The following is a 17,924-nucleotide window of genomic DNA, read 5'->3' on the forward strand; positions in this document are numbered from 1 at the left end:
CACGTACAGGCGGATCCCCCATGGAAAGCGGTCGGTTCGAGAGTCTCAGCGGCGAGTCCGGGCTCGCCTTCCCCGAGTACGACACCCCGCCGCCGGAGCCGATGGAGCTCGCCCGGCGGTGGATCGCCGGGGCCGTCGCCCGGGGTGTCCGTGAGCCGCTGGCGCTCGCCCTGGCCACCGCCGACGAGGACGGCCGCGCCTCGACCCGCATGGTCGCCGTCATCGAAGTGACCGACGCGGGGCTGGTGTTCGCCACCCACCGCACCAGCCGCAAGAGCCGCGAACTGTCCGCCACGGGCTGGGCGTCGGGCGTGCTGTACTGGCGGGAGACCGGGCAGCAGCTCATCGTCGCCGGTGGGACGGCCCCGCTCCCCGACGCCGAGTCGGACGCCCTGTGGTCCGCGCGCCCGGTCCCCCTGCACGCCATGTCGGCCGCCTCCCGGCAGAGCGAGCCGCTGGCGGACGTCGCCGCGCTGCGCGCCGCGGCCGCCCGGCTGGCGGCGACCGGCACCGCCCTCCCCCGCCCGGCCCGCTTCACCGGCTACCGGCTCCGCCCGGCGGAGGTCGAGTTCTGGTGCGCCGACCCGGACCGCCTGCACCGCAGGCTGCGCTACGACCGCCGCGACGACGGCTGGCACCCTAGCCGCCTCCAGCCCTGACCCCGCCAGGAGCGACGATGAGTTTCCGGAACTATGTCGAGTCCCTCCTCGACGTCCTCGGCCGCGCCCCCGGACGCGAGGTCCTCGTCGACCCGGACGGCCGGCGCACGACCGGCGGGGCCCTCGCCGAGGACGTGCTCCGCACGGCGGCCGGGCTGTCCGCCCTCGGCGTGGGCCGGGGCGGCACCGTGGCGCTGCTGTCCGGCAACCGGTCGCAGGCGCTCACCGCGCGGTACGCGGCGAATCTGCTGGGTGCCCGGGTGGCGTTCCTGCACGAGGTCATCCACACGCAGCTGGCCCCGGCGGTCGTGGCCCACCTGGTCCGGAGCATCGACACCGGCCTCCTGCTGATCGACCCGGCACTGCCCGACCTGGCCGCCGGTCTCCTGGCCCTCCCGGACCTCCCCCCGGCCCGCTTCCTGGCCCCGAGCCCGCTGGGCGGGCACCTCGACCCCCGGGGCCACCCGGGGCCGCGCCCCTCGAACGCGGCCCGCCCCGAGGACGACTGGTGCCTGCGGATGACCGGCGGCACGACCGGTGTCCCGAAGAGCGTCTGCATGACCTACGACCGGTACCTGGACGTCCTGGCCGACCGCGCCGCCCTCCTCGGGAGCGAGCCCCGCTTCCTGGCCTGCGCCTCGCTCGCCCACTCCGCCGGCACCACCGCCGACGCGGCCCTGCTGGCGGGCGGCCGGGTGGTGCTGCACCGGGAGTTCGACCCGGCGCGGGTGCTCGCCGCCCTCGCCCGGGAGCGGATCACCGACGTGTGGCTGCCCACGACGCTGCTGGGCCGGCTGCTCGAACACCCCGCCGTCGGCACGACGGACACCTCCGGTCTGCGCCGGGTCTGTTACGGCGGGCATCTGCTGTCGCCCGCCCGGCTGCGGCGGGCCGTGGAGGTGTTCGGTCCGGTGGTGTACGGCTGGTACGGCCAGACGGAAGCCGGTCTGATCGCCGAGGTCCGGCCGGACGAGCACACCCTGCTCGGCCGCATGGGCCAGGTCACCGCGGGCCGCCCGGTCCCGGGCGTGGAGATCGCGGTCTGCGACGCGGCGGGCGCCCGGCTGCCGGCCGGCCGGACCGGCGAGATCAGGGTCCGCTCCCCGCAGGTCATGAACGGCTACTGGAAGCAGCCCGGGCTCAGCGCCGAGACCCTGCGCGACGGCTGGCTGTGCACGGGGGACGCCGGCTACCTGGACGAGGCGGGCTGTCTCTACATCGCCGGCCGCTACAAGCAGATGATCAAACTCGCGGTGGGCCACCAGGTCTTCCCCGCCGAACTGGAGGCGCTGCTGCTCACCCACCCGGCCGTCGGGCAGTGCATGGTCTTCGGCGTGCGCCGGCCGGACGACGCCGAGGACATCCACGCGGCGATCGTGCCGTCGCCCGGACACACCCCGGACCCCGCCCGCATCAAGGAGTTCGTGACGGCCCGCAAGGGACCGCTGCACACGCCGAGCGTCCTGCACCTCCTGACCGAGATGCCGCTCAACCCGGTCGGCAAACCCGACCGGCAGCGGGTACGGGCCCGGCTCGGCCTCACGGACGAGGACTTCACCGCCTCCTGAACCGCTCGCACGTTCCCGGGACCGCTGTTCCCCCAGGGGCTACCGGTAAGTAACCGCCTGCTCGTACGCTGCCGCCAACTCACCACCGAACCGAGGGAGTTGGGTCATGCGGGTACGGAGACGGCTGGCGGCGGTCGTGGCGGCCGGGGCCCTGTTCGCGATGGCGGGCTCCGCCGCGCACGCGGACACGGACCCGGACACGGCGAAGTTCTCGGCGACCACCGCCATCGGCACGCACAACGCATACGAGAAGGACAAGTACACCTACTGGGCGCAGGCGCTGGACTCCGGGGCCTCGCTGCTGGAGCTGGACGTGTACGCGGACAGCATCAGCAAGCGGTGGCGGGTCAGCCACAGCAATCCCTGGGGCAACGACAACAACTGCGAACACGCCGACACTCCCGGCGAGTTGTACAGCCAGAACCGCAACCAGGACCTCGGCAGCTGCCTCGACAACATGGCCGCCTGGGAGCAGCTGCACCCGGACCACGCGCCCGTCGTCGTCAAGGTCGAGCTGAAGGTCGGCTTCAACAACAACGCCGGCCTCGGCCCCGACGAGTTCGACACGCTCGTCTCGCAGAAGCTCGGCAGCAGCGTGTACAAGCCGGCCGACCTGCTCGGCTCCTCGTACGCCACGCTCGACGCGGCCGCCAAGGCCGACGCCTGGCCCACCCGTGACCAGCTCAAGGGCAAGTTCATCTTCGAACTGATCCCGGGCACGGTCGAACAGGCCAACCCCTTCGACCACTACTGGACCGACCAGGAGTACGGCGACCACCTGCGGGACCTGGCCGCCGCCGGGGAGATCTCCGCGGCCCAGGCCTTCCCGGCCGTGCTGGGCGCGGCCGCCGGCGACCCGCGCACCAGCCGCTACGACGCCTCCATCCGGCCCTGGTTCGTGTTCTTCGACGGCGACGCGGCCACCTATGTCAACAACGCCTACGACACGTCGTTCTACTCCGCGAACCACTACATCCTGATCATGACGGACGCCGCCGGAGTGTCCCCTGCGATCTCCTCCACCGGCCCGACCGACGCCGAGGTCGCGGCCCGGCTGGCGCTGCTCGCCGCCGACCACGCGAGCATCATCACCTCCGACTGGTCGACCAAGTCGGCGGCCGTGCTCGGCGAGGTGGCGGCCCGAAGCTGACAAATCCCGCGCCCGCGCGGATCTCCCGTGCCAAGGTGGGGAATACGGAATACGCAACTGCAACGCGTGTCACCCCACTGGCACCCAGGGAGCCTCCCACATGCTGCACGGAATCGACGTGAGCGCGTACCAGTCCTCCAGTTACGACACGGATGACCTCTCCTTCGTCTTCATCAAGGCGACGGAGGGGCATTCGTACGTCAACCCCAGGCTGGCCGCGCAGACCAAGACCGGGCGCGACGCCGGACTGGTCGTCGGCTTCTACCACTTCCTCTGGCCCGGCAACCTCACCACCCAGGCCGAGTACTTCGTCAAACACGCCCCCGAGAAGGCCGGCGAGATCCTCGCCGTCGACTGGGAGACCACCGGCGACGGCACCCGCGCGAGCAACGCCGAGAAGGACACCTTCATCCGCAAGGTCAAGGAACTCCGCCCGAACCACCGGGTCGTGCTCTACACCAACCGCAACTTCTGGCTCACCGTCGACACCACCTCGTACGCCGGCGACGGCCTCTGGATCGCCGACTACGTCAGCGCCGGCCACCCCCGCATCAAGGCCAAGTGGCGTTTCCACCAGTACACCAGCGACCCGCACGACAAGAACGTGGCGGACTTCGACGACGAGGACGCTCTCAAGTCCTGGGCGAAGAAGGAGGATTGATCGCCCTCGGCCCGTCCGGCAGGTTTCGGGGCGGGGCGCCCGGGCCACACTGTGAACCGTGGTGAGCAGCCCCGCCTCCTTCTGGGCGGCCCTCGACGCCGGTGACCGGGCGGCGCTGCTGCGGGCGGCGACGCGGGTGCCGCTCGCCGCCGACCGGCAGTTCCTGGCCCAGGGCGAGGGCTCCGACCATCTGGTGGTGCTGCTGGACGGCTGGGTCAAGGTCGTCGCCCAGTCGCAGGCCGGCTACCGGGCCCTGCTCGCGCTGCGCGGCCCGGGCGAACTCCTCGGCGAGCAGGCGTCGGTGGAGAACGGCCGCCGTTCCGCCACCCTGGTCACGGCCACCGCAGCCGACCTCCTGCACCTCCCGGCCGGCCGCTTCCACGTCCTGGCCCGCGCCCGCCCCGGCATCGCCGCGGCCCTGGAGCAGACTCTGGTACGACGGCTGCGCGAGGCCGACGCCCAGCGCGCCGGCATCACCGAACCGGTCCCCGCCCGCCTCGCCGCCCTCCTCCTCGACCTCGTCGACCGCTGCGGGCTCCCGGAACCGGACGGCCCCGGCCGCCGTATCGCCCTCAACCTCTCCCAGGACGACCTCGCCGGCCTCCTGCTCACCTCCCGACGAACCGTCAGCCGAGTCCTCGAACACTGGCGAGCCCAGGGCTGGATCGTGACCGGCCGCCAGTCCCTGGCCATACGAGCACCGGCCCGCCTGGCCGAACAGACCTCCGACAACTGACGGACAACCGCGGACCGGATGGCGAACGGGGGCGGACCGGGATCGGCCCCCGGCCAGGAGGTTCGCACCCGGACGGACCGGGTCGGCCCCCACCCAGGCATTCCACGCCCGCAGACCAGCCGGCGAAGCAGACGCCCAGCGGCCGACCGACAGGTACGGACCGAGTCGGCCCCCGACCAACAGTTCCGCACACGGAGACCGGCCGGCGAAGCAGACGCCCGGCGGCTGACGGAGGCGGACGGACCGGGTCAGCGCCCACCCAGGAATTCCACGCGCGGCGGTGGTGGCGGGACCGGGCTCCCCAGATCGGTCCCGCCACCGGCCGCCCCCGCGGACTGCCCGTGCCGGGAGCGTCCCCCGATGTCGCTCTCGCACGTGGCGGTCCCCCCGAACCCGCGGGGAGTCCGGACGGCGCCGACGCGGGACTTGTGGTGCGCCCCGCGCATACGTGGATGGAACCTGCCGACGACGTCGGTGTCTACGCCATCTGGCGCACAGTGCCCCGATCGCGGCGGAGGCGGGCGGGGGCCGTCAGCCCCGGAAGTTCTCCGGCCGCTCCGGGGACGCCTCCGCGAGCGCCTTCCGTACGCCCTCCGTGTCCGCGCGCAGGCCGTACACCGGCGTCCCCGGCTGCTGGCGCCAGGAGTCGTCGATGCCGCCGTTGTCGACGGTGTCGAAGCCGAGTTCGTCGATCAGGGCCCGGACGACCCGCTTGGCGGCCTCGTCGTCGCCGGAGACCGGGACGGCCTGGCGGTCGGGGTCGCCGGCGGGGCGGCCGCGGTCCAGGATGTCCTGGGCGTAGGTGCCGTTGAAGGCCTTGATCACGCCGTGGCCGATCTGCCGCTCGGTCCAGCGGCTCTCCGCGACGCCCTCGTCCTCGATCCCGCCGATCCGGCCGTCCCGCTCACGGGGGTAGTAGTTGCCGGTGTCGATCACGGCGACGTCCGGCGCGGCGCCGTCCAGGAGGCCGGACGGCAGGTCCGGGACCGCCTTCAGGGGGACCGTGACGACCACGACCGCCGCGCCCCGCGCCGCCTCCTCGGCCCGTACCGCCGTCGCTCCGGTCTCCTCGGCCAGCGCGGCCAGCGTCTCGGGGCCCCGCGAGTTCGCCACGGACACGTCGTGCCCGAGGGCGGTGAGCCGCCGCGTGAGGTTGCCGCCGATGTTGCCCGCCCCGATGATGCCGATCTTCATGACATGCCTTCCGAGAGTCGTTGCACATGCATGCATTTGTCGCTGTGCGACGACAACCCCGGAGGCGCGGGACCTATTCCGCGGGCGCGGCGATCGGGTGAGGCCCCGCGCGGGAGCCGCCCGCTAGCCGGCGAACGGGTCCGCCAGTTCCGCCCTCAGCACCTCCGCCGCACCCTCCGCGTCCCCGGCCGCCAGCGCCCGGACGAGTGCCTCGTGGGCCGCGTCCCCGGTGTCCGGGTCGGTGGTGCGCAGGCCGGTCAGGGCGAGGAGTTCGATCAGGCCCTCGCGGAGCACCGGGGTGAACTCGGTGAACAGGTCGGCGAGGACGGGGTTGTGGGCCGCCGCGACCACCGCCGCGTGGAAGGCGATGTCGGCGTCGACGAAGGCGGGGTCGGCCGCCGCCCCCGCCGCCCGGCGGCCCGCCAGCGCCGCCTCGATCGCCGTGATGTCCTCCGCCGTACGGCGCTCCGCGGCGAGCCGGGCCGCGTGCACCTCCACGGCCATCCGGACCTCGTACACATCGGTCACCGCGGCCCGGCGCAGCCGGGCCGGCCAGTCCTCGGCGGGCTCGGTGGCGATGACGAAGACACCCGAGCCCTGCCGGGGCCGCACCAGTCCGGCGCCCGCGAGCGCCCGCAGCGCCTCGCGGACGGTGGAGCGGCCCACGCCGAGCTCCTTCGCCAGGGTGGTCTCGCCGGGCAGCCGGGTGCCGACGGGCCAGGTACCGCCGGTGATCTGCTCGCGCAGCCGGGCGGCGGCCTGTTCGACCAGAGGGCTCGGGCGGACGGGGCCAAGCGGCATGCGGTGTCACCAACTACGTTCGGGGGCCGGACCGGTTCACAGGAATTCTCACTTGTCTGAGGACCTGAGGACTCGCTAGCGTACCGGTATGACGTTCCGCGGTCTTCTTCTCGGCTGCCGCGGCGGGGCCTGACGCGACCGGCACCCCGCCGCGGGTCGCCGTGCTGCCGGTCACCGTCCGACCGACGAGCCGAGAGGCAGCCGCCCCGATGACCCCGCTGTGGAACCCGCAACGCCCCAGCCCGATGCCGTACGACCGCTACCGCCCCTTCCACGAACGCGTGCACGTGCCCGCCACCGCGGACCGGAGCTGGCCGTCCGCCCGGATCCAACGCGCCCCGCTGTGGGTGCCGGTCGACCTGCGCGACGGCAACCAGGCCCTCGCGGAGCCGATGGACACCCCGCGCAAGCGCCGCTTCTTCGATCTGCTGGTCCGCACCGGCTTCAAGGAGATCGAGGTCGGCTACCCGTCCGCCTCCCGCACGGACTTCGACTTCGTACGGCACCTGGTGACCAGCGGAGCCGTGCCGGAGGACGTGACCCCGGTGGTCTTCACCCCGGCCCGGCGGGACCTGATCGACCGGACCTTCGACGCGATCGAGGGGCTGCCCCGGGCCGTCGTCCACCTGTACATCGCCACCTCTCCCGTGTGGCGGGAGGTGGTGCTGCGCCGGGACCGGGCCGAGGTGTGGCGGACCGTGCGCGAGGCCGCCGAGCACATGGCGCGCCGGGCCGGTGACGCCCCCGGCGTCCGCTTCCAGTTCTCCCCGGAGACGTACAACCTCACCGAACCCGACTTCGTCCTCGAACTCTGCGACGGACTGACCGGGTTGTGGGACGCGAGCCCGGACCGCCCGGTCACCCACAACCTCCCCGCGACCGTGGAGATCGCCACCCCGAACGTCTACGCCGACCAGATCGAGTACGCCCACCGCCACCTCGCCCGCCGCGACGCGGTGATCCTCTCCGTCCACCCGCACAACGACCGCGGCACCGGAGTCGCCTGCGCCGAACTCGCCGTGCTGGCCGGCGCCCAGCGCGTGGAGGGCTGCCTCTTCGGCAACGGCGAGCGCACCGGCAACGTGGACCTGGTCACCCTCGCGCTCAACCTGTTCGCCCAGGGGGTGGACCCGATGGTCGACCTCGGTGACCTCGACGCGGTCCGCGCGACGGTCGAGGAGTGCAACCGGCTCCCGGTGCACCCCCGCCACCCCTACGCCGGCGACCTCGTGCACACCGCGTTCTCCGGCACCCACCAGGACGCGATCGCCAAGGGGTTCGAGGAACACGCCCGCAGGGCGCGGGAGTCGGGGGTCCCCGAGTCCCGGGCGCCCTGGGCGGTCCCCTACCTGCCGGTCGACCCGGCCGATCTGGGGCGGACGTACGAGGCCGTGATCCGCGTCAACTCCCAGTCAGGCAAGGGCGGTTCGGCATACCTGCTGCGCACCCACCACGGCATCGACCTGCCGGAGCGGATGCGCCCGGAGTTCGCCCGGCTCGTCCAGGAGGCCACGGACGCGAGCGGCCGGGAGGCCACGCCGAAGGAGCTGCACGACCTCTTCCGCGCCGCCTACCCGGCCGACGGCGAGGTCCGGCTTGACGCCTGGTCGGTCCACGAGGAGGCGCCGGGCCGGCACCGCTTCGTCTGCACCCTGCGCACGGGCGACCGGGCCGGCGACCACGAGGGCACCGGCCCCGGCCCGCTGACCGCCCTCGCCGACGCGCTGACCGGCGCCGGACACGCCACCCAGGTCCTGGAGGTCACCCACAGCGGGACCCACGCCTTCGCCGAGTGCCGGGTGAACGGGACGACGACCGTCTGGGGCGCGGCGGAGGGCCCTTCGTCGCTGGCCGCCTCGGTCGGCGCGGTGCTGTCCGCGGTGAACCGGGCGGGGATGCGATGAGCGTCGTCCTGCACGCGGAGGACGTGCACGTGGTGCGCGACGGGCGGCCGATCCTCCAGGAGGTGTCGCTGACCGTCCGGGCCGGTGAGCACTGGGCGCTGCTCGGGGCCAACGGCGCCGGGAAGTCCACCCTGCTCGGCCTGCTCGGGGCCCTGGTCCATCCGACGCGGGGCACGGTCGAGGTCCTCGGCAGCCGGCTGGGCCGCGTGGACCTGCGCGAGCTGCGGACCCGGGTGGGCCATGTCGACCCCCGCCACCCGCTGGGCGAGCCGCTGCGGGTCCGGGACGTCGTCCTGACCGGGCTGACCAACTCCGTGGCGCTGCTGCCGCGCTGGCGCGCCACGCCGGAACAGGAGGAGCGCGCCGACGGGCTGATCGACACGCTGGGGCTGGCCGCGCACCGGACGGCCCGCTGGCCCACGCTCTCCCAGGGGCAGCGCGGGCGGACTCTGATCGCCCGCGCGCTGATGCCCGAACCCCGGCTGCTGCTGCTCGACGAACCGGCCACCGGCCTGGACCTGCCGGGCCGCGAGCGGCTGCTCACGGCGCTGGACGCGCTGCGCCGGGCGCATCCCGGGCTGGCGACCGTGCTCGTCACCCATCACCTGGAGGAACTCCCGGCGGGCACCACCCACGCCCTGCTGCTGCGCGACGGCCGCGCCCTGGCACAGGGCCCGGCGGCCGAGGTCCTCACCGGCGACCAGGTCGGCAAGTGCTTCGACCTGCCGCTCATCCTGGAACGCCACGGCGGCCGCTGGACCGTCCGCGTCGAGTCCGGGGCATGAGAAAGGGGGCGCCCGCGGCCTGCCGGCCGGGCGCCCCCTCCACTCGGCTCACTTGTTCAGGTGCGCCCAGAACTCGTCGAACGACAGCACCTTGTCGCCGTTCAGGTCACGGCTGTTGATGATCGCCTGGGCGACCGTCTCGGTGACGTTCCAGTCGCCCTCCTGCGCGAGCGCGGACTTGAACTCGGCGGCGGTGATGAATCCGTCACCGTCCGCGTCGATCCGCTGGAAATGCGCGCGTGCCTCGTCGATGTCCGCCACCGATCCGCCCCTTTTGTTCGTTTTCTATCGTCATGCAGACGTGCTGTCGCAGGTCAGATTAACGGTCCACGCGAGCCCGCAGCGCAGCGGCCAGCCAGGCGAACTCCTCCGCATACACGGCGAGGGGCTGTCCCTTGAGCACACAGAGCAGTTCGCGGTAGCGGGCGACCCGGTCGTTGAAGGCCGCGTCCAGCCGCGCCAGCACGGCGGCCGGGTCGGCGTCACCGAGCACCCCGCGCAGCGCCTCGTCGGCCTCCGGCGAGTCCGGTTCGACACCCCGGCGCCGCGCCTCGCCCACCAGGTCGACGAGCCGCTTCATGAACCACAACGAGGCTCCGGGCGGCACGCCCGGCCCCCGGTCGGCCGCGTTGAACTCGGTCGCCCTGCGCATCTGGGCCCGGAACGCCGGGTCCTGGACCATCTCGGCCAGCTCCACCCACGCGTCGACCTGCTCCGGTGTGGGATCGTCCGGCAGCTCCGCCACGGTGGCGAGCATCCGCTTGCGGATCTCCGGATCCACCGTGTCGAGACCGTGCAGCGTCTCCTCGACGAACTCCTCCAGGATCCGCCGCCGCTCCGCCGCCGACAGCCGTGCCAGTCTGTTCATCAGGGTCGTCTCCTCCGCACTCGATCCGCGTCGCGCCACGGTCGACAGCACCGCCCGGGTCACCTTCAGGTGGGGGTCCCCCCTCTGGGGGAGGATCTGCGCGTCCAGCGCCGCCACGTGCGCCGCCGCGACCTCCGCCACGGTCTGCTCGCCGGAGAGCACCGCGCGCACGTGCGCCAGGCCGAGCCCCAGTTCGCGCAGGGTGCGGATCAGCTCCAGGCGGGCGAAGGACTCGGCGTCGTAGAGCCGGTAGCCGCCGGGCGACCGGCCCACCGGGGCGAGCACGCCCTCGTCGGACCAGTAGCGGATGGTGCGCACGGTCAGCCCGGTGGCGCGCGCCAGCTCGCCGATGGTGAAAAGTCCGGTGCCGTCTTCGATCATGTCTGCGAGTGTGGGCCTTCCAGTGGGTGGAGACTCAAGGAGCACGGTGGCGGAGACTCTGCGCGACATTCTCGACGCGGCGGCCCGGGGTGTCTTCCCGCCGCCCGACGGCCGGACGACCGTCGTCCCGCAGCCGTCCCCCCGGGACGCCGGGGTCCTCGCCTTCACCGCGCACGCGGTCGTCTTCGTCGACGAGGACCCGCGGTGGGTGTACGACACCCTGCGGGCGACCCCCACCGACGCGCTGAGCGCGCCGATGAACGCGCGTTTCCTCACCGCTCTGATGGACCGCACGGGCCGGGAGCACGAGACGATCGACGCGCTGCTGGTGGCCGGCCCGCTCCCCGGCCGCCCGGAGCTCCCCCTGACCGAACTGACCGAACTGACCGGCCCCGGCCACTCCCGGGTCGCCTACGCCCACGGCCGCCGTGACGAGGTGCGGGCCTGGGCGACGGAGGGCGGCGTGCTGGTGCTGGGCCGGGGCGTCGCGGGCCGCCTGGAGGTCTCGGTCGAGGTGGACGAGGGGGTACGACGGCGGGGGCTGGGCCGGGCCCTGGTGACCGCCGCCCGGCAGCTCGCGGACGAACCGCTGTGGGCACAGGTCGCGCCGGGGAACGCCCGCAGCACACGGGCGTTCCAGGCGGCCGGCTATGTGCCCATCGGCGCCGAGGCACTGCTGCTCAAGGCCTGAAACCCAAGGCCTGAAGCCGAAGGCCCGGGGCTCAGCGGAAGATGCCGGTGTGGCCGAGTGAGTAGCGGCCCGGCTGCGGGTAGACGGCGAGGCCGTGCGGGCCGCTGCCGACGTGGATGCGGGCCAGCTCCTTGCCGGTGCCGGTGTCGATGGCGTACACCTCGGAGTTGTAGCGGCCGGACAGCCAGAGCACCTTGCCGTCCGCCGACACCCCGCCCATGTCCGGGCTGCCGCCGCCGGGCAGCCGCCACTTCTTCGTCAGCCGGTTCTCGGGGAAGTCGAAGACGGAGATGGTGCCCTCACCCCGGTTGGAGACGTACATCTCCCGGGAGTCCCGGCTGACGTACAGCCCGTGGGCGCCCTTGCCGGTGTGCAGGAAGGTGGGCTTGGAGAAGCTGTCGCCGTCCAGGATCCACAGCCCGTCGGCCATCATGTCGGCGATGTAGAACAGCTTCCCGTCGGGCGAGACCTTGACGTCCTGCGGCATCGCCCCGTGGAACGGCAGTTTCTCCTGGCGCAGCACCTTCATCTTCTCGGTGTCCACCTTGAGCACCTCGCCGCTGAACTCGCAGGACACGATGAAGTAGCGGCCGTCGAGGGAGAAGTCGGCGTGGTTGACGCCGTAGCAGCTGACCGGGAGGGACTTGACGGTCTTCATGGTGTGCGCGTCCCGGAAGACCAGCGCGCGGTCCATGGAGGCCATCACGATCGCGTACTTGCCGTTGGGCGTGAAGTACAGGTTGTACGGGTCGTGCACCGCGACCGGCTTGCCCGCCCGGCCGGTCCTCGGGTCGATGGGGGTGAGGCTGTTGCCCAGGTCGTTGTTGACCCAGAGCGTCTTCATGTCCCAGGACGGCACGACGTGCTGGGGCTGCCGGCCGACCGGGATGGTCCCGGTCACCTTGTACGTCTTCGGGTCGATCACCGAGACCGTGTCGGAGTTGGTGTTGGGCACGTAGACCCGGGACGGGAAGTCCTTGACCACGGGCGAGAGCCTGCCGGGGCGGTCGGCGGCGTACACGTCGTGCGGGTCGAGGACCGGGGGCATGCCCGGCAGGGCGTCGACGACCGGCTCGACCTTCTTCGCCTGCGGCTGCGCGGGCGCGGTGCTGAGGGCGGCCGGTTCCTCGGGGCCGCCGGATCCGCCGCCGCAGGCGGACAGCAGCGCCAGGGCGGCAAGGGCGGTGCCCGCGACGGACAGACGGGCGGCTCTCGTTGTTCGCATCGGCGTTCGCATCAGCTCAGCAGCTCCGTGGTGGTGACCGCGCGCAGTCCACGGCGGTGGAGTTCTTGGAGTACGGCGGGGAGGGCGGCGACCGTGTCGGGGTACCCGAAGTGCATGCTCACCACCGAGCCGCCCCTGACCTCCGCGAGCACCTTGCGGGTGATGGCCGGCGCGCCGGGCTCGGTGTAGTCGAGCGAGTCGACGTCGTACGACAGCACATGCGGGTAGCCGGACTCGGCGGCGAGCCGGACCACGAGCGGGGTCGCGGTGGCGGCCCGGGAGGGGCGGAACCAGCGGCCGACCGACCCGGTGAGCCGCTTGAGCCGGTCCGCGCAGTCGGTGATCTCCTTGCGGGCGTCGGCCTCCGCCATGGCGTTGATGGAGATGTGCCGCTGGGTGTGGTTGCCGAGGTCGTGACCGCCGTCGAGGACACGGCGGGCCATGGCGGGGTGCGCGTCGAGCCAGGTGCCCACGGCCAGCACGGTGACGTGCGCCCCGTGCTGCTCGGCGGTGGTGAGGAGCCGGGTGGCGAGGGCGGGGTCGCCCTGGCCGTGGAAGGTGAGCGCGACGGAGGTGCCGGCGCGGGGGCCGTGGGTGATCTGGCTGGGGAGCGTCCGGGCGGGGGACGCCGTGGGGGAAGGCGTGGCGGAGGCCGTGGGCCGCGTCGGCGCGGGGGCGGTGGCGGGGGGCGCTGCGGTGGCCGTACCGGTGGTGCCGCAACCGGTGGCCAGCGTGCCTGAGGCGGTGAAGGCGGCGCCCGCGCGGAGGAGGTCGCGTCGGTTGGTGGGGGTCACCCGCACCATTTAAAAGGGGATAGGTAAGAAAATGGGCGATTGACCGGATAAGGGTTGTTCTTCCCTAACGGTCGGCCACGCGCATCTCGAACCACGTCGTCTTGCCGCGCGGCAGGAGGTCGACGCCCCACCGGTCGGACAGCTTGTCGACCAGGAACAGGCCCCGTCCGCTGATGTCCAGTTCCTGAACCGGCATCAGACAGGGCAGCCCGCGCGAGGGATCGCGGACCTCGACCCTGATCCACCCGGGGCGGCGGCGCATCCGCAGGCCGAACACCCGGGCCCCGGTGTGCCGGACCGCGTTGCCGACCAGCTCGGAGACGAGTAAGACCACGTCCTCGGTCATCTTGGGGCTGAGCCGCCACTGACGGAGGACGACCACCTGGGCCAGCCGGCGGGCGGTCGCCGCGGACTCGGGGCGGGACGGCAGCGGAACCTCCGCCTCCGTCGGGTTGCCGAACAGGTCGATCGCCTTGAGTGCCTGCTCGTCCTCGACCGCAGGCGACCAGCGCGCCGCGGCCGCACGGCTCTGTCCCCGCGGCTGTTCGATGCCCTCCAGCCCCGCCATGCCCCCATCATGGCCGCCGCGAGCGCCCTCCGGGGCCGTTCCGGCGGAATACGCCCCCGGGAAGCTCCCGCCCCGCGCCGGTCGATCGGCATATGCCGTCGGCATCTCTGGGCCTTCCGCAACCCGCCCGACCTGCGACGACGACTCATCTCCGGGCAATCGCCAGACCCCCTCGACAAGGCAGACTTAAGGGTGCCTTAAGGCTCCCATAAACCGCCCCATCGAGGGACCCGGAATCAGACATCACGTCAATTGCAAGGGGTTCGGCACTTTCACAACAGGGCGAAGATCACAGGAACTTGGCCTTGCCAGGCCCTTCCTCGACGAAGCTCCGCATACCGCGCTCCCGGTCCTCGGTCGCGAACAGCCCGGCGAACCAGTTCCGTTCGACGGCGAGCCCCGTCTCCAGGTCGGTCTCGACGCCGGTGTCGATCGCCTCCTTGGCGGCCCGCAGCGCGATCGCCGGGCCCTGGGCGAGCCGGGCGGCCCAGGCGTGCGCCTCGGTGTACACCTCGGCCGCCGGTACCACCCGGTCGACGAGCCCGATGGCGAGCGCCTCGTCCGCCTTGACCATACGGCCCGTGAAGATCAGGTCCTTGGCCTTCGAGGGCCCGACCAGCCGCGGCAGCCGCTGGGTACCGCCGGCCCCCGGGATCAGCCCGAGCAGGATCTCGGGCTGGCCCAGCTTGGCGTTGTCGGCGGCGATCCGGTAGTCGGCGCAGAGCGCGAGCTCGCAACCACCGCCGAGCGCGTACCCGGTGACGGCGGCCACGACCGGCTTGGGGATCCGCGCGACGGCGGTGAAGGAGTCCTGGAGGTCCCGGGCCCGCAGCACCATGGCCGCGTGGTCCATGTTCTGCATTTCCTTGATGTCGGCCCCGGCCGCGAAGACCTTCTCCCCGCCGTACACCACGACGGCCCGCACATCCGCACGACGGCCGGCCTCTTCCGCCAGCTCCTTGATCCGGTCCTGCGTGGCCACATCCAGCGCGTTCATGGGCGGCCGATCCAACCGCAGCGTGCCCACACCTTCGGAGACTTCGAGGGTTACAGTCATACCTCGCAGGTTAACGCCGGTTCATCAGCGCCCCGCCAGGGGCGCGGGGCGCTGTCGATTTGCGGCTGCCGCCGCGTGGGCGCGACCAGCCCCCCACGCAGCCGCACCCGACGAACTACTTCGTCCAGTCCGCCCAAGACATGTTCCACCCATTGAGGCCGTTGTCCGGCGAAACCGTCTCGTCGTTCGAGTTCTTCACCGTCACCACGTCCCCGATGATCGAGTGGTCGAAGAACCAGGCGGCCGGCACCGACCGGTCACCCCCGCCCCGGATGTCGCGTAGCCCGACACATCCGTGGCTCGCGTTGTAGTTGCCGAACGCGTCGCCACCCCAGTAGTTGCCGTGGATGAACGTCCCGGACGTCGTCAGCCGCATCGCGTCCGGCACGTCCTTGATGTCGTACTCGCCGCCGTAGCCGACCGTCTCGCCGTTCATCCGGGTCACGCGCAGCTTCTCGCTGATGACCATCTGGCCGTTCCACGTGTCGTAGCCCGGCTTGCCGGTGGTGACCGCGAGGGTCTTCACGACCTTGCCGTCCTGCATGACCTTCATCGTGTGCTTCTTGGCGTCGACGACCGAGACCTGGTTGCGCCCGATCGTGAACTTCACGGTCTTGGCCTGCTGGCCGTACACCCCGTCACGGCCCTCGACCCCGTTGAGGTTGAGGGTGACGGAGACCTTGGTGCCGGACTTCCAGTAGTTCTCGGGCCGGAAGTCGAGGCGGTCGTTGCCGAACCAGTGGCCCTGGACGTCGACCGCCGGCTCGGTCTTGATGGTGATCGCCTTCTCGACGGCCGCCGGGTCGGTGATGCCCCGGGTGAACCGGACGGAGAACGGCATGCCGACCCCGACCGTGGAACCGTCCTCCGGCGTGAAGTAGCCGGTGAACGTGTTCTTCGGGGTGAGGGTGGTGAAGGACGAGTCCTCCGCCGACTCCCGGCCCTCGGTGTCCTTCGCGACCGCGTGCACCGTGTACTTCGTGGAGTTGGCCAGATGCGTCGACGGCGACCAGCTGGCGCCGCCCGCCGCGATCGTGCCGTCGACCTTGTTGCCCTTGGCGTCCTTGACCTCGACGTCGGTCAGCTTGCCCTTGGCGGCGGTGACCTTGAGGGCCCCGCTGGTGTCCACACCGGTCGTACCGGACTTGGGACTGATACTGACCGTGGCGACGGACTGCTTGCTCGCCTGGGTCGTCGAATCCTTCGCCTTGCCGTCCCCGGCACCGGATCCCTTGTCGGAGGAGCCGCCCCCGCACGCGGTGACGGCCATGAGCAGAACGCCGGCTATGAGTGCCAGTCCGCCCTTCCCCCGAGTCCGCACCGACGCCCCCGATATCGGCCGCACGTTCAAGTCGTTCTCCCCTCACAGGGGCCTGGTCAGGCCCCTCCCCGGCGCGTCCCGGCGCGCGCACTGGCGCATAGTAACCGGAGGGTTTTGAGCTTGGTGTTGGGCGAATGTCACCGTTGCGTCGCAACTTCCGCCCCCACCGACCCGGCCCCCCACCTGGTTACTTGACCGCGCTGCCCGCCTTCCACTCCTTCCATCCCATGTTCCACCCTCCGAGGCCATTGTCGGGAGAGACCTTTTTGTCTTTGCTGTTGACGACCTCGATCACGTCCCCGATCAGCGTGCGGTCGTAGAACCAGCCCGCGGGGGTGGCCGAGCCGCCGCCCTTCACGTCGCGCAGGCCCACGCAGCCGTGGCTGACGTTCTCCCGTCCGGGGGCGTCCGGCGCCCAGTAGTTGCCGTGCAGGAAGGTGCCGGAGTCGGTGAGCTTGAGGGCGTGCGGGACGTCGGGGATGTCGTACTCGCCGCCGAAGCCGACCGTGCTGCCGTTCATGCGGGTCACCTCGTGCATCTCCATCACCACCATCTTCCCGTTGTAGGTGGTGTGGTCGGGCGCGCCCGCGGTGATCGGCACGGTGGCCAGCAGCTCGCCGTCGCGGCGGACCTCCATCGTGTGCTGGGCCGCGTCGACGAGGGAGACCTGGCTGCGGCCGACCGTGAAGGTGAACGTCTTCTGCTGGAGACCGTAGGCACCGCGGGCGCCCTCGACGTCGCGGAGTCCCAGGTCGACGGTGACGACGGTGCCGGGCTCCCAGTAGCGCCGGGGGCGGAAGTCGAGGCGGTTCTTGCCGAACCAGTGCGGGCGGATCTCGACCGGGGGCTCGGCACTGACGTGGACGGCGCGTTCGACGGCGGCCCGGTTCTGGATCTCGCGGCTGAAGGCGAGGGAGACGATCATCCCGGTGCCGACGGTGGCGCGGTTCTCCGGGGTGACGTATCCGATGAAGCGTTCCCCGGGGACGAGGGTGGTGAAGGTGGTGTGGCGGGCCGAGCGCCGGCCGTGGCCGTCGACGGCGACCGCGTCGACGGTGTACTTGGCGGCGAGCGCCAGGGTCGGGTCGTCGGGCCGCCAGGTCGTGCCGTCCGCCGCGATGTGCCCGGGGACCGGGGAGTCCTGGGCGTCCTGGGACCGGACGACGGTGACCGACTCCAGCCGGCCGCCGGGCACCCGTACGGTCAGCGGCCGGCCGGGGGGTACGGCCTTGGTGCCGTCGTCCGGGGAGATCCGGATGACGTCCTGGGGGGCCGGGGGCGCGCCCCCGAGGACGTGGTCGACGCCCAGTCCGCCCGTGTCGTCGGAGGAGCAGCCGGCGGCCCCCGCCAGCAGTCCCGCCCATGTCAGTACCGCGGCCAGCGCGGCCCCCGCGCGCCGTGCGCGCCCTTGTCCATGCCTCACGTGCGGCTCAACGAGCGTGCATGCCCCGGGGAAACGTGAGTGCGACGCCGGCACTGGGCAGAACAGAGGGAAGGACGACGAGCTGGGGAGCCGCCGCGCCCGTGCGAGAGCCGTCGCGGGCGCGTCCGTAGCGAGCCG

At 72.3% G+C, this 17,924-nt stretch carries 18 protein-coding genes; 8 read left to right on the forward strand and 10 right to left on the reverse strand.

Features of this window, described 5'->3' with window-relative positions:
* The first annotated feature begins 20 nt into the window (after nt 1-20).
* The 5 genes from phzG (at nt 21) to ACGFZS_RS31875 (ending at nt 4,774) form a co-directional block, all read left to right on the forward strand.
* On the forward strand, nt 21-659 hold the full coding sequence (gene phzG / locus ACGFZS_RS31855; RefSeq protein WP_393797969.1) for a phenazine biosynthesis FMN-dependent oxidase PhzG: 639 nt from the start codon (nt 21-23) through the stop codon (nt 657-659).
* Between the two features lie 17 nt (nt 660-676).
* The gene (locus ACGFZS_RS31860; protein ID WP_393797970.1) at nt 677-2,227 is read left to right on the forward strand and encodes an AMP-binding protein; all 1,551 of its coding nucleotides are present in this window, start codon (nt 677-679) and stop codon (nt 2,225-2,227) included.
* A gap of 106 nt (nt 2,228-2,333) precedes the next feature.
* On the forward strand, nt 2,334-3,377 hold the full coding sequence (locus ACGFZS_RS31865) for a phosphatidylinositol-specific phospholipase C domain-containing protein (RefSeq protein ID WP_393797971.1): 1,044 nt from the start codon (nt 2,334-2,336) through the stop codon (nt 3,375-3,377).
* A 100-nt stretch (nt 3,378-3,477) separates the two neighbouring features.
* On the forward strand, nt 3,478-4,038 hold the full coding sequence (locus tag ACGFZS_RS31870) for a glycoside hydrolase family 25 protein (protein WP_393797972.1): 561 nt from the start codon (nt 3,478-3,480) through the stop codon (nt 4,036-4,038).
* Between the two features lie 58 nt (nt 4,039-4,096).
* Nucleotides 4,097-4,774 carry a Crp/Fnr family transcriptional regulator gene (locus ACGFZS_RS31875; protein WP_393797973.1) on the forward strand — a complete coding sequence of 226 codons (678 nt, stop codon included), beginning with the start codon at nt 4,097-4,099 and terminating at the stop codon, nt 4,772-4,774.
* A gap of 531 nt (nt 4,775-5,305) precedes the next feature.
* Here the strand turns inward: ACGFZS_RS31875 and ACGFZS_RS31880 are convergent.
* Both ACGFZS_RS31880 and ACGFZS_RS31885 read right to left on the reverse strand, forming a co-directional pair.
* Complete coding sequence (locus tag ACGFZS_RS31880; protein WP_355722931.1) at nt 5,306-5,968, reverse strand: NAD(P)-binding domain-containing protein; 663 nt, start codon at nt 5,966-5,968, stop codon at nt 5,306-5,308.
* A gap of 123 nt (nt 5,969-6,091) precedes the next feature.
* The gene (locus ACGFZS_RS31885; protein ID WP_393797974.1) at nt 6,092-6,769 is read right to left on the reverse strand and encodes a FadR/GntR family transcriptional regulator; all 678 of its coding nucleotides are present in this window, start codon (nt 6,767-6,769) and stop codon (nt 6,092-6,094) included.
* A 209-nt stretch (nt 6,770-6,978) separates the two neighbouring features.
* On the opposite strand from ACGFZS_RS31885, the gene ACGFZS_RS31890 reads away from it, so the two are divergent.
* Together ACGFZS_RS31890 and ACGFZS_RS31895 are read left to right on the forward strand one after the other, a co-directional pair.
* Nucleotides 6,979-8,673, forward strand: coding sequence for a 2-isopropylmalate synthase (locus ACGFZS_RS31890; protein ID WP_393797975.1), 1,695 nt, complete (start codon nt 6,979-6,981; stop codon nt 8,671-8,673).
* Nucleotides 8,670-9,458 carry an ABC transporter ATP-binding protein gene (locus tag ACGFZS_RS31895; protein ID WP_393797976.1) on the forward strand — a complete coding sequence of 263 codons (789 nt, stop codon included), beginning with the start codon at nt 8,670-8,672 and terminating at the stop codon, nt 9,456-9,458. Before ACGFZS_RS31890 ends, ACGFZS_RS31895 begins: the two co-directional genes overlap by 4 nt.
* 48 nt (nt 9,459-9,506) lie before the next feature.
* Here the strand turns inward: ACGFZS_RS31895 and ACGFZS_RS31900 are convergent, their stop codons facing one another.
* Nucleotides 9,507-9,719: an EF-hand domain-containing protein gene (locus tag ACGFZS_RS31900; protein ID WP_393667445.1), complete on the reverse strand. Its 213-nt coding sequence runs from the start codon at nt 9,717-9,719 to the stop codon at nt 9,507-9,509.
* 58 nt (nt 9,720-9,777) lie between these two features.
* The gene (locus tag ACGFZS_RS31905; protein ID WP_393797977.1) at nt 9,778-10,707 is read right to left on the reverse strand and encodes a MerR family transcriptional regulator; all 930 of its coding nucleotides are present in this window, start codon (nt 10,705-10,707) and stop codon (nt 9,778-9,780) included.
* On the opposite strand from ACGFZS_RS31905, the gene ACGFZS_RS31910 reads away from it, so the two are divergent.
* Nucleotides 10,706-11,398, forward strand: coding sequence for a GNAT family N-acetyltransferase (locus ACGFZS_RS31910; RefSeq protein WP_393797978.1), 693 nt, complete (start codon nt 10,706-10,708; stop codon nt 11,396-11,398). The genes ACGFZS_RS31905 and ACGFZS_RS31910 overlap by 2 nt on opposite strands.
* A gap of 31 nt (nt 11,399-11,429) precedes the next feature.
* On the opposite strand, the gene ACGFZS_RS31915 is transcribed toward ACGFZS_RS31910, so the two are convergent.
* From ACGFZS_RS31915 to ACGFZS_RS31940, 6 genes are all read right to left on the reverse strand, one after another.
* Nucleotides 11,430-12,623, reverse strand: coding sequence for a YncE family protein (locus tag ACGFZS_RS31915; RefSeq protein ID WP_393797979.1), 1,194 nt, complete (start codon nt 12,621-12,623; stop codon nt 11,430-11,432).
* An 11-nt stretch (nt 12,624-12,634) separates the two neighbouring features.
* The gene (locus ACGFZS_RS31920; protein ID WP_393797980.1) at nt 12,635-13,426 is read right to left on the reverse strand and encodes a polysaccharide deacetylase family protein; all 792 of its coding nucleotides are present in this window, start codon (nt 13,424-13,426) and stop codon (nt 12,635-12,637) included.
* A gap of 55 nt (nt 13,427-13,481) precedes the next feature.
* The gene (locus ACGFZS_RS31925) at nt 13,482-13,985 is read right to left on the reverse strand and encodes an ATP-binding protein (protein WP_393797981.1); all 504 of its coding nucleotides are present in this window, start codon (nt 13,983-13,985) and stop codon (nt 13,482-13,484) included.
* Nucleotides 13,986-14,274: 289 nt separating this feature from the next.
* A complete protein-coding gene (locus ACGFZS_RS31930) occupies nt 14,275-15,042 on the reverse strand; it encodes an enoyl-CoA hydratase-related protein (protein WP_355722952.1) in 768 nt (255 codons plus the stop codon).
* 115 nt (nt 15,043-15,157) lie between these two features.
* The gene (locus ACGFZS_RS31935) at nt 15,158-16,393 is read right to left on the reverse strand and encodes an Ig-like domain-containing protein (protein ID WP_393797982.1); all 1,236 of its coding nucleotides are present in this window, start codon (nt 16,391-16,393) and stop codon (nt 15,158-15,160) included.
* Nucleotides 16,394-16,550: 157 nt separating this feature from the next.
* Nucleotides 16,551-17,786: an Ig-like domain-containing protein gene (locus ACGFZS_RS31940; RefSeq protein ID WP_393797983.1), complete on the reverse strand. Its 1,236-nt coding sequence runs from the start codon at nt 17,784-17,786 to the stop codon at nt 16,551-16,553.
* Nucleotides 17,787-17,924 lie beyond the last annotated feature (138 nt).

The sequence above is a fragment of the Streptomyces sp. NPDC048288 genome (genome assembly GCF_043201555.1).
GTDB lineage: Bacteria > Actinomycetota > Actinomycetes > Streptomycetales > Streptomycetaceae > Streptomyces.

Bases quoted from the DNA above. Each gene is read 5' to 3' on its own strand.
- phzG (WP_393797969.1), top strand. From the start codon at position 21: ATGGAAAGCGGTCGGTTCGAGAGTCTCAGCGGCGAGTCCGGGCTCGCC.
- ACGFZS_RS31860 (WP_393797970.1), top strand. From the start codon at position 677: ATGAGTTTCCGGAACTATGTCGAGTCCCTCCTCGACGTCCTCGGCCGC.
- ACGFZS_RS31865 (WP_393797971.1), top strand. From the start codon at position 2,334: ATGCGGGTACGGAGACGGCTGGCGGCGGTCGTGGCGGCCGGGGCCCTG.
- ACGFZS_RS31870 (WP_393797972.1), top strand. From the start codon at position 3,478: ATGCTGCACGGAATCGACGTGAGCGCGTACCAGTCCTCCAGTTACGAC.
- ACGFZS_RS31880 (WP_355722931.1), bottom strand. From the start codon at position 5,968: ATGAAGATCGGCATCATCGGGGCGGGCAACATCGGCGGCAACCTCACG.
- ACGFZS_RS31885 (WP_393797974.1), bottom strand. From the start codon at position 6,769: ATGCCGCTTGGCCCCGTCCGCCCGAGCCCTCTGGTCGAACAGGCCGCC.
- ACGFZS_RS31890 (WP_393797975.1), top strand. From the start codon at position 6,979: ATGACCCCGCTGTGGAACCCGCAACGCCCCAGCCCGATGCCGTACGAC.
- ACGFZS_RS31895 (WP_393797976.1), top strand. From the start codon at position 8,670: ATGAGCGTCGTCCTGCACGCGGAGGACGTGCACGTGGTGCGCGACGGG.
- ACGFZS_RS31910 (WP_393797978.1), top strand. From the start codon at position 10,706: ATGTCTGCGAGTGTGGGCCTTCCAGTGGGTGGAGACTCAAGGAGCACG.
- ACGFZS_RS31905 (WP_393797977.1), bottom strand. From the start codon at position 10,707: ATGATCGAAGACGGCACCGGACTTTTCACCATCGGCGAGCTGGCGCGC.
- ACGFZS_RS31915 (WP_393797979.1), bottom strand. From the start codon at position 12,623: ATGCGAACAACGAGAGCCGCCCGTCTGTCCGTCGCGGGCACCGCCCTT.
- ACGFZS_RS31920 (WP_393797980.1), bottom strand. From the start codon at position 13,426: ATGGTGCGGGTGACCCCCACCAACCGACGCGACCTCCTCCGCGCGGGC.
- ACGFZS_RS31925 (WP_393797981.1), bottom strand. From the start codon at position 13,985: ATGGCGGGGCTGGAGGGCATCGAACAGCCGCGGGGACAGAGCCGTGCG.
- ACGFZS_RS31930 (WP_355722952.1), bottom strand. From the start codon at position 15,042: ATGACTGTAACCCTCGAAGTCTCCGAAGGTGTGGGCACGCTGCGGTTG.